The 9,510-nt window shown below is 57.0% G+C and carries 7 protein-coding genes; 6 read left to right on the top strand and 1 reads right to left on the bottom strand.

Translation table 11 applies throughout. The features are described 5' to 3' along the window. Positions 1-310 (bottom strand): hypothetical protein (locus tag Q8O80_RS10920; RefSeq protein WP_305579501.1); only part of this gene is annotated, 310 nt, incomplete at its 3' end. Positions 311-866: 556 nt separating this feature from the next. On the opposite strand from Q8O80_RS10920, the gene Q8O80_RS10915 reads away from it, so the two are divergent. The 6 genes from Q8O80_RS10915 (at position 867) to Q8O80_RS10890 (ending at position 9,424) form a co-directional block, all read left to right on the top strand. Further along, positions 867-1,187: a hypothetical protein gene (locus Q8O80_RS10915; RefSeq protein ID WP_305579500.1), complete on the top strand. Its 321-nt coding sequence runs from the start codon at positions 867-869 to the stop codon at positions 1,185-1,187. 226 nt (positions 1,188-1,413) lie between these two features. Further along, positions 1,414-3,858 (top strand): EcoAI/FtnUII family type I restriction enzme subunit R, encoded by a 2,445-nt coding sequence (hsdR, locus tag Q8O80_RS10910; protein ID WP_371136166.1) that lies wholly within the window; start codon positions 1,414-1,416, stop codon positions 3,856-3,858. A 2-nt stretch (positions 3,859-3,860) separates the two neighbouring features. Further along, positions 3,861-4,724, top strand: a complete 864-nt coding sequence (locus Q8O80_RS10905; protein WP_305579498.1) for an FRG domain-containing protein — start codon at positions 3,861-3,863, stop codon at positions 4,722-4,724. Between the two features lie 16 nt (positions 4,725-4,740). Continuing rightward, positions 4,741-6,195, top strand: a complete 1,455-nt coding sequence (locus Q8O80_RS10900; RefSeq protein WP_305579497.1) for a class I SAM-dependent DNA methyltransferase — start codon at positions 4,741-4,743, stop codon at positions 6,193-6,195. Further along, positions 6,192-7,937, top strand: a complete 1,746-nt coding sequence (locus Q8O80_RS10895) for a restriction endonuclease subunit S (RefSeq protein ID WP_305579496.1) — start codon at positions 6,192-6,194, stop codon at positions 7,935-7,937. Before Q8O80_RS10900 ends, Q8O80_RS10895 begins: the two co-directional genes overlap by 4 nt. Further along, positions 7,934-9,424 carry a hypothetical protein gene (locus tag Q8O80_RS10890; protein WP_305579495.1) on the top strand — a complete coding sequence of 497 codons (1,491 nt, stop codon included), beginning with the start codon at positions 7,934-7,936 and terminating at the stop codon, positions 9,422-9,424. Before Q8O80_RS10895 ends, Q8O80_RS10890 begins: the two co-directional genes overlap by 4 nt. Positions 9,425-9,510 lie beyond the last annotated feature (86 nt).

Below are 9,510 nucleotides of genomic sequence, written 5' to 3'. Positions count from 1 at the left end.
GCGATGTCGAGTATTCCTCGATGTGATGCACGATGAAGGAGTGGCCCTTGTCACCCTTGCAACAATTGCAGAGGTAGTTGCTTCTATCCAGAAGCGAGAGCACCACCGTCTCGTCAATTGGCCTGCGGACTACGGCGGCCTTGAGTGCCTTGGCCTCCTCAGTAGTGAAGCCGTTGGCTCTAATGTCCTTCTGACTGGCCGTCCTGACCTTCGTTACCGTCAGCCGAGCCGCAACTGCCCGTTGCCCCAGCTCCTCGGAGACACCGTATTGCAGAAATTTTAGCAGGTTTGTCTCTAGCCTCGGGGCCACAAAACCTCACAGGAATCGACGGCATTTCGTGCGCGGCCAAGGCGGGATTGCCGTCTCTACCTTATCGCACACAAGAAGCCAGAGGGAATGGACAAGTCCCACTTTGCCAGACTTATCCCGCATTTTTGGGTTGAGGTTTGTTGTCGCCAAACGTTGATCAGTTATAACTATAGTGTAGGAGCCCGCACCTTCGTTTAATCGGATTTTGGTTAGGTCTGAATAGTACGCGTGGCATGCTTGGTGTGGACCGCGGTGCCATCCGATTGAATTCGCCATGCCAGAACGGCAATCCAATTTGGCGGGATTGATCTCGCCCTGAATCGAGTTGCAGGCAAATCACTGCACATCATCTCAATTTACGCTGCCGCGATTCCGATCTCCAAATCCGTGTTTCTAAACCGTCAATCCGCGATTCGGACACAAACGGCGTTTGCAGATGACAACGTTTGCACGCTTTGACCACGGCACTCTCGTAGTCAGATGGAAAATACGAGCAATCGCCGTTTGTCCCTTGCATCGCCGGCGCTAAGCCTGAAGCTCTACAAAGGAGAGTGACATGTCGAAAAAATCAAAAAAGCAGCGCAACTTAGAACAGCAGGTCCGACAACAGCGGGTGAGAGACGAGGCGCGCGCACGGCGTCGGCCATCACGCGATGATCTTGCGCGGATGCTTCTCTGGAAGATCATCACGCGTGCCGACACGAATAAACTGGGACGGCGTCAGGCGCTCGACCTGGTGCGTGATGTCCTGGTTGATGGACTTGAGCTCCAAGGATTCGATGTCCGCGAAAGTGAGGAGGTCTTTGAAGAGCTAGCCCACCGCTATGCAGATGGCCTCTTCCCTTTCCGTCCCAAGCGTCATCTCATGCCCCTCTGACCGGTCTCCAGTTGGGAGCCGTTCTGCAAACGGTGCTTGGTCATATTCTATCGTCTTCCCCCCATTACTCCGCATAACGAAGTTTAGGGCTGAATCGAAAATAATGAGCATGGTGGCCATCGGAACCTTCGGCAGCGAAATATCATCGCCTGAGCTCAGGGTTGCAATGACGGTTCGAACACTATTCATATTGACCAATCAATGGGGAGGTGGGAACGGCATCGGGATGGACAAGCGCTCTTTGACGGAACGCGATATCTGCACGAAGTTCATCCTGCCTGCCGTGAAGCGGGCCGGCTGGGACACGATGTTGCAGGTCCGCGAAGAGGTGTATTTCACCAAGGGACGCATCACCGTGCGGGGTAAGCTGGTGGCGCGCGGCACCGCGAAAAAGGCGGACGTCGTCCTCTACTACAAGCCCAACATTCCCCTCGCCATCATCGAGGCGAAAGACAACAAGCATGCCATGGGAGACGGCTTGCAGCAGGGGTTGGACTATGCGGAAACGCTCGCCATTCCCTTTGTTTTCTCATCGAATGGCGATGGCTTCGTTTTTCATGATCGAACGGGACTACGTGACGTAAAGGAGGAGAGCCTCCGTCTTGACCAGTTTCCGTCGCCTGATGACCTCTGGCGGCTCTACAGCGCCTGGAAGGGCCTCGATGGTTCCGCCGAGGCGCTGGTCCTCCAGGACTACTATGACGACGGCAGCGGTAAGGCTCCGCGCTACTATCAGGTCAACGCCGTCAACGCCGCGATCGAGGCCATTGCCAAGGGCCAGGACCGCGTCCTGCTCGTCATGGCCACCGGCACCGGCAAAACCTACACGGCGTTTCAGATCATCTGGCGTCTCTGGAAGGCTGGGCGCAAGAAGCGCATCTTGTTTCTGGCGGATCGTAACGTTCTGATCGACCAGACCATGGTCAACGACTTTCGGCCGTTCGGCGGCGCAATGGCCAAGCTCTCGACCAAGTCGAAGACCATCGAGCGGGCGGACGGCACCAACATCGATCTGACGCTTGCGCTTGATGGCAAACGCCGCATCGATACCTCCTACGAAATTTATCTCGGCCTTTACCAGGCGATCACGGGACCGGAGGAACGGCAGAAGCTCTTTCGTGAATTCTCGCCCGACTTCTTCGATCTCATCGTCATTGACGAGTGCCACCGCGGCAGCGCCGCCGAGGACTCCGCCTGGCGCGAAATCCTCGAGTATTTCTCAGCAGCCAGTCAGATTGGCCTGACGGCAACACCGAAGGAGACCGAGTACGTCTCCAACACCGCATATTTCGGGGACCCGGTCCTCACCTATTCCCTCAAGCAGGGCATTAGCGATGGCTTCCTTGCCCCCTACAAGGTGATCAAGGTCCATGTCGATCGCGACGTCGAGGGGTATCGGCCTGAGAAGGGGCAGCTCGACCGCGATGGGGATGAGGTCGAGGATCGCATCTACAACGTCAAGGATTTCGATCGGACCCTGGTCCTCGACGACCGGACAAAATTGGTCGCTTCCAAGATCACGGAATTCCTGAAGGAGAGCGGCGACCGCTACCAGAAGACCATCGTCTTCTGCGTCGATGAGGAGCATGCGGCGCGCATGCGCCAGGCCCTTATCAACGACAACAAGGACCTCTGCGATGAAAACGCCCGCTATGTGATGCGCATCACCGGTAGCGATACCCTGGGTCAGGCGCAGATCGGCAATTTCATTGATCCGGAGTCGCGCTACCCCGTCATCGTCACCACTTCTCGGCTGCTCTCCACCGGTGTCGATGCGCAGACCTGCCGGCTCATTGTGCTGGACCGGTCTGTCGGCTCCATGACCGAGTTCAAGCAGATTGTCGGGCGCGGCACCCGCGTTCATGAGGATACGCAGAAATTCTATTTCACCCTCATGGATTTCCGCGGCGCTACGAACCACTTCGCCGATCCTGAATTCGATGGTGACCCGGTTCAGATTTACGAGCCGGGCGAGACCGATCCAATTACCCCGCCAGACACGGATATCCCGGGTTTCCAGGCCGGCGATCAGGAGGCCTATACGCCCGATCCTCCAATGCCTGATGGCGACGACGTCACGTTTCCAGGCGGGAACGGCGGTCCGCAGAAAAAGATTTACATAGATGGCGTCGGCGCGCGCGTGATCGCGGAGCGCGTGGAGTATCTCGATGCCGACGGAAGGCTGGTCACCGAAAGCCTGCGCGATTTCACCAAGGCGGCGCTGCTACGCCATTTCGCCAGCCTCGATGTCTTCCTCAAACGCTGGAAATCCGAGGAGCGCAAGGATGCGTTGGTCAAGGAACTGGCGGCCGAAGGCCTGCCGCTGGATGTGATCGCCCGGGAACTCGGCATCGACCTCGATCCTTTCGATCTCGTCTGCCACATCGCCTTTGATCGCAAACCGCTGACCCGCCAGGAGCGGGCCGACAATGTGAAGAAGCGCGATGTGTTCGGCCGCTACGAAGGCAAGGCGCGTGCGGTGCTGGATGTGCTGCTCTCCAAATACGCCGATGAGGGCGTGTTGAACCTCGACGACACCAATGTGCTCAGGATACCGCCGGTCAATACATTGGGCACACCGGTCGAACTTGTCCGCGCATTTGGCGGAAAATCCGGCTTCGAGCAAGCGGTTCATGATATGCAAAACGCGATTTATGAGGAGGCCAATTAACCGTGGAGCTGATAGGCAATCAGAAAATCTGGTCATATTTTGAAGATCAGGATGCTGCGGTGAGCGCATCCAACCAAGCGATAAGGACCGGTAAAGGTCACTTGGTGACAACCTATTTTGAGTTGGCTAAGAAAGTTGCCGAACTCCAATTCCGTAACCGTGAACACGTCTTAGTCTTCCGCGGGCAAAGCCAGGACTACACGACGAGGACATCCAAGATACCTCGCACTCTCATGAAGGCGACGATCTTCCGCTTGGAGGGTTTGAGGATTCCGACGAAGGCAATGTTGGAAAATCGGTTTGAAAGGCTTAGGCAGGCGGAACATGACTTGCTAAAACGCTACACCGCCGAAAGTTTGGAAGGCAGCGATCAATTGAAGCGGCAACGCATACTTCGCTGGGCTATTCTTCAGCACTATGAGGTCTGTGCTACCCCGCTTCTGGATGTATCCCATTCACTTCGGATAGCCGCATCCTTTGCCTCCCACAACGATAACGGCAATGAAGGATTTTTGTATGTGTTCGGAATTCCAAATTTGAGCGGTGCTGTAACGGCAAGCTCAGAAGCTGGTCTGCAAATCATCCGTTTGGCGAGCGCATGTCCGCCAGATGCAATACGGCCGCACATCCAAGAAGGTTTTCTGCTTGGTGAGTATCCCGAGGTGAGCGACTTCGGAAAAGATAGCGCCTATCAATACCAGGAAATGGATTTCGGTCGTCGTCTTGTGGCGAAGTTTCGGTTCCATCCTAAGACATTCTGGCAAAACGAAAATTATCCGCCGGCTTCGAAAGACGCTCTGTACCCTGCAAAACATCGCGATCCTCTACTCCAAATTACTAATCACATCAGGTCGAGCCTGAACTAAAAGAAGCATTTAACACATGTCAGTCCGTAATACCGTCAAATCCATCCAGGATATCATGCGCCAGGATGCCGGCGTCGATGGCGATGCCCAGCGCATCAGCCAGCTGTGCTGGATGTTCTTCCTCAAGATCATGGACGATCAGGACCAGGAACTGGAGCTGACGCGTGACAATTATGTATCGCCGATCCCGGAGAGGTTCCAGTGGCGCAACTGGGCGGCCGACCCGGAAGGCATTACCGGCGAGGGGCTGCTCAATTTTGTCAACAACGAGCTCTTTCCGGCGCTGAAGACGGTGCCGGTTTCGGCAAAGCCGGGGGATCGCCGCCGCGTGGTGCGCGACCTGTTCGAGGATGCCTACAACTACATGAAGTCTGGCCAACTGATCCGCCAGGTGGTCAACAAGATCAGCGACGTCGATTTCAACAGCCTGACGGAGCGCCAGCATTTTGGCGAAATCTACGAGCAGATTTTGAACGACCTTCAGTCCGCCGGCAATGCGGGGGAATACTACACCCCGCGCGCGCTCACCGCCTTCATGGTGGAGCGCATCGACCCGAAGCCAGGCCAAATCCTGTTTGACCCCGCCTGCGGCACCGGCGGCTTTCTCACCTGCGCCATCCGCCACATGGAAAAGCACCACGTGCGCACGCCAGCCCAGCGGGAAAAGATGCAGGCCGGTTTGCGCGCGGTGGAAAAGAAGCCGCTGCCGCACATGCTTTGCGTCACCAACATGCTGCTGCACGGCATCGAAGACCCGAGCTTCGTGCGCCATGACAACACGCTGGCCCGCCCGCTGATTTCCTGGAGCAAGGATGAGCGCGTCGATATCGTGCTGACCAATCCGCCCTTTGGCGGACGCGAGGAAGACGGGATCGAGAACAACTTTCCGACCTTCCGCACCAAGGAAACCGCAGACCTGTTTCTGGCGCTGATCGTGCGCCTGTTGAAAGACGGCGGGCGCGCCGCCGTGGTGCTGCCCGATGGCTCTCTCTTCGGCGAAGGCATCAAGACGCGGCTGAAGGAACATCTGCTGGAGGAGTGCAACCTCCACACCATTGTCCGCCTGCCCAATTCCGTGTTCAAGCCCTATGCCTCGATCGGCACCAACCTGCTGTTCTGCGAAAAGGGCACGCCGACCAAAGCCATCTGGTATTGGGAGCATCGCGTGCCCGAGGGCCAGAAGGCCTATTCCATGACCAAGCCGATCCGCCAGGAGCATCTGCAGGATTGCGTGGACTGGTGGGGCGGGAAGGAGCGCCAGGGCCGCGAGGAAGGCCCGCAGGCCTGGCGCGTCACCTTGGAAGAGGTGAAGGCGCGCGGCTACAATCTGGATGTCAAGAACCCGCACACGGTGGCCGATGACCATGGCGATCCGGAGGTCCTGCTGGCCGACTTGATGGCGGCCGAAACCAATTCGGCCCGTCTGCGCGAACAGCTGAAGAGCATTCTGGCCGAGGCACTGGCCCGATGAACGCCGAGCGCCTGTTGCAGCATTATGAACAAATTGCCGATGCCCCGGATGCGATTGCCCGGCTGCGGCGGTTCATTCTCGATCTGGCGATCCGGGGCAAGCTTGTGCCGCAGGACCCGGCAGATGAACCGGCGTCGGAACTGCTGCTGCAGATCGCCAAGGAAAAGTCTGACCTAAGGAAGTCCGGTGGCATTAAGAAATTTGCCGAACCAGACAGCGTCAGCGCCGACGATTGCTCTTTCGTTTTGCCTAATTCATGGGTTTGGTCTCGTATCGGAGATATCGTGACGAAACTCACCGATGGCACACATCATTCGCCGGACAACGGCCCGGTGGGAGAATTCAAGTACATAACGGCGAAAAACATCAAAGAGCACGGGGTCTCGCTCGATCAAGTAACTTACGTTTCATCTGATGTTCATGCTGAAATCTTCTCACGTTGCAACCCCGAAAAAGGGGACATTTTGTACATCAAAGATGGCGCGACCACTGGAGTGGTGACCGTCAACAATTTGATTGAGCCATTCAGCATGTTGTCGAGCGTCGCCCTGTTGAAGCTCCCGACGGGCGTACTTAACAGGCTTCTAGTGGTCTTTCTGCGTTCTCCGTTTTTCTACGACCAGATGCGCGGCTTCATGAAGGGAGCGGCGATTACGCGCGTGACTTTGAAGCGAATGGCTCCGGCTCTAGTGCCCCTCCCGCCTCTCGCCGAACAACACCGCATCGTTGCCAAGGTCGATGAACTGATGGCGCTGTGCGACGAGCTGGACGCGGCGCGAACGGAGCGGGAGGCGAAGCGGGACCGGCTGGCGGCGGCAAGCCTCGCCCGTCTCAACAGCCCCGATCCCGAGACATTCCCCGACGACGCCGGCTTCGCATTGGTTGCCCTGCCGGCGCTGACCGCGCGGCACGACCAGGTTAAGCAGCTCCGCCAGACCATCCTCAACCTCGCCGTCCGCGGCAAGCTCGTGCCGCAGGACCCTGCGGATGAACCAGCTGAGGAGTTATTGAACCGCATTTCCTTAGAAAGAGCTGAGCGTGCGAGGGATGGCGATATACCGAAGCCGAAAGCCACAAACAGAGACATCGCCCGATTGTCAGACAGCCTTCCAATCAGGTGGACTCCAATCGCTCTTGGCGACGTTTGCGACCTTGTGACCAGCGGTTCGCGCGGATGGGGCGAATACTACGCGACCTCCGGTCCGGGCTTTGTTCGGGCGCAGAACATTCGTTTTGGTCGCATGCGGCTTGATGACCTTGCCTATGTGCGACCGCCGTCAAACTCAGAAGGTAGCCGGACACGAGTATACAGGAATGACCTTCTCATCGTCATCACGGGGGCCGGGGTCACAAATCCTGCGCTGCTGGAAGAAGACTTAGGGGAGGCCTACGTCAGCCAGCACGTCGGCCTTGTTCGACCCAGCGATGCCGGTCTTTCTCCGTGGTTGCTTCTGTGCCTGATGGCAGATGCGGGAGGCCGAGGTGAACTATTAGAATGTGCCTACGGAGCAGGAAAGCCGGGGCTCAACCTGGATAACATTAGGTCCCTCTCTGTACCCCTCCCACCGTTGGCCGAACAACACCGCATCGTCGCCAAAGTCGATGAACTCATGGCGCTCTGCGACCAACTGGAGGCGACCCTGACGTCCGCCGACGATACCCGTAGCAAGCTTCTCGACGCGCTGCTGGCCGAGGCCCTTGCGCCGGTGAGCACCGCTGGCCTTCAGGAGGCGGCGGAATGAGTGTGCCAATCGCAACCGCAGAGCAAGTGCTCCGTGCTCGGTTCGGCGCGCCGGTCAAAGAGCAAACAGACTATGTGATTGGATTCAGAACCGCAGACGGTCGCGTTTTGGCGCTGCATCGCGATGCTTCCGAGACGCGCCTGTGGTTTCTTCCGCCAGCGCCTCAAGGCATTGAGGGGGTCCGTTTGATCCGACATGCCAAGAATTCCAATCTCAATGGGCCACTTGCCGCATTGGGCAGTTCCGCGGCATTACGTGTGGAGATTGATACCGACGCCGCTCTGAACCGCTTTCTTGACTGGTATGCAAACCCGCACACCCAATCGACTTTAAGCGGGAGTAACTCAAAGCTAACAGTCGACGCCATAGCTTTTGGTGAAGTTTTTGAGCGCTTTCAGCGGCTCATCACTGCTCGTGACAAAGGGCATCCCTTCACCAATTTCCAAGAGGGATTGGCGGCAGCGTGGGAAGACTACAAGCCAAGACTCCGCACCTATGCCCTGACACTTCTGGCTTCGGACACATGGACGGAAGCGAGTATCGGCACCGGAGTGATCCTTCGGCATGTGATCGATGCGATCGAAATCCAGGACAGCCGCCGCAACCTGACCAACAACCTCGTATTCTGGCAGAACCGGTTCGGCCACGCCAACCGCGATCACCGGATTTTCATCGAGGCGGAAACCAACCCTGGACTTCGCAAGGAAGTCGAGCGGCTCTTGTTTGCGCTCTACGTGGGCGGTGAAGACGAGGGCAAGCTCTTCGAGGAACTGAGCGTCATTACCGGTGCGAAATATCCGCTGCTGGCCTACTTGTTTTTCCTGAAAGATATTGATCGCTTCACGCCGATCCATCCAACTGGCTTCGATCGCTTGTTCAAGGAAATCGGCATCGATTTTTCGACGTCGCGTTACTGCAACTGGGAAAATTACACGGCATTCCTCGATTTTCTTCAGCAGATGAGGCCTTTAATCGCGCAGGAAGCGGGTTTGAATTCTGTTCGCCTGATTGATGCGCACTCCTTCTTCTGGATTTTCACAAACCTAATCAAAATGGAGTTAAAGGGCGAATTGACGCCCGCCGCCGGTTCGAAAGATGACGGCCGTTTCCTGGGCGCGCTTGAGAAGTCTATCGTCGCAATGCGCATGTCCGTCGAGAATACGGTGAAGAACTCCAATGGTCAGCCGGTCCAACGCATACTGAAGAACAAGGAGCTGCGGATGACTGCGCAGCAACTAGAGGCTACAATCCGCCAACTGCTGGTGCAGCAGGACAACAAGTGCGCCCTGACCGGCATTCCGCTCCAGTTTCAAGGGCAGCAGGAGGACAAAAACCTCTTGCCGTCCCTCGACAGGAAAGACAGCAATGGCCACTACGAGGACGGCAATCTCCAGGTCGTCTGCCAGTTCATCAATTTCTGGAAAAGCGATGCCGACAATGAAGAGTTCAGGCGGCTGCTGAACCTGGTTCGCGGGATCGAGGAATAGAGGCCATCTGATGACCCGGTTCACCCGCTACATCGGAATAGATTACTCAGGCGCGGAAACGCCCACCTCCAGCTTGAGAGGCCTGC

Source organism: Devosia sp., from assembly GCF_030689745.1.
GTDB lineage: Bacteria > Pseudomonadota > Alphaproteobacteria > Rhizobiales > Devosiaceae > Devosia > Devosia alba.
This window is presented reverse-complemented; position numbering and strand designations above follow the sequence as displayed.

Coding starts and splice junctions, on each gene's coding strand:
- Q8O80_RS10900 (WP_305579497.1), top strand. CDS start 4,741: ATGTCAGTCCGTAATACCGTCAAATCCATCCAGGATATCATGCGCCAG.
- hsdR (WP_371136166.1), top strand. CDS start 1,414: ATGGACAAGCGCTCTTTGACGGAACGCGATATCTGCACGAAGTTCATC.
- Q8O80_RS10915 (WP_305579500.1), top strand. CDS start 867: ATGTCGAAAAAATCAAAAAAGCAGCGCAACTTAGAACAGCAGGTCCGA.
- Q8O80_RS10895 (WP_305579496.1), top strand. CDS start 6,192: ATGAACGCCGAGCGCCTGTTGCAGCATTATGAACAAATTGCCGATGCC.
- Q8O80_RS10890 (WP_305579495.1), top strand. CDS start 7,934: ATGAGTGTGCCAATCGCAACCGCAGAGCAAGTGCTCCGTGCTCGGTTC.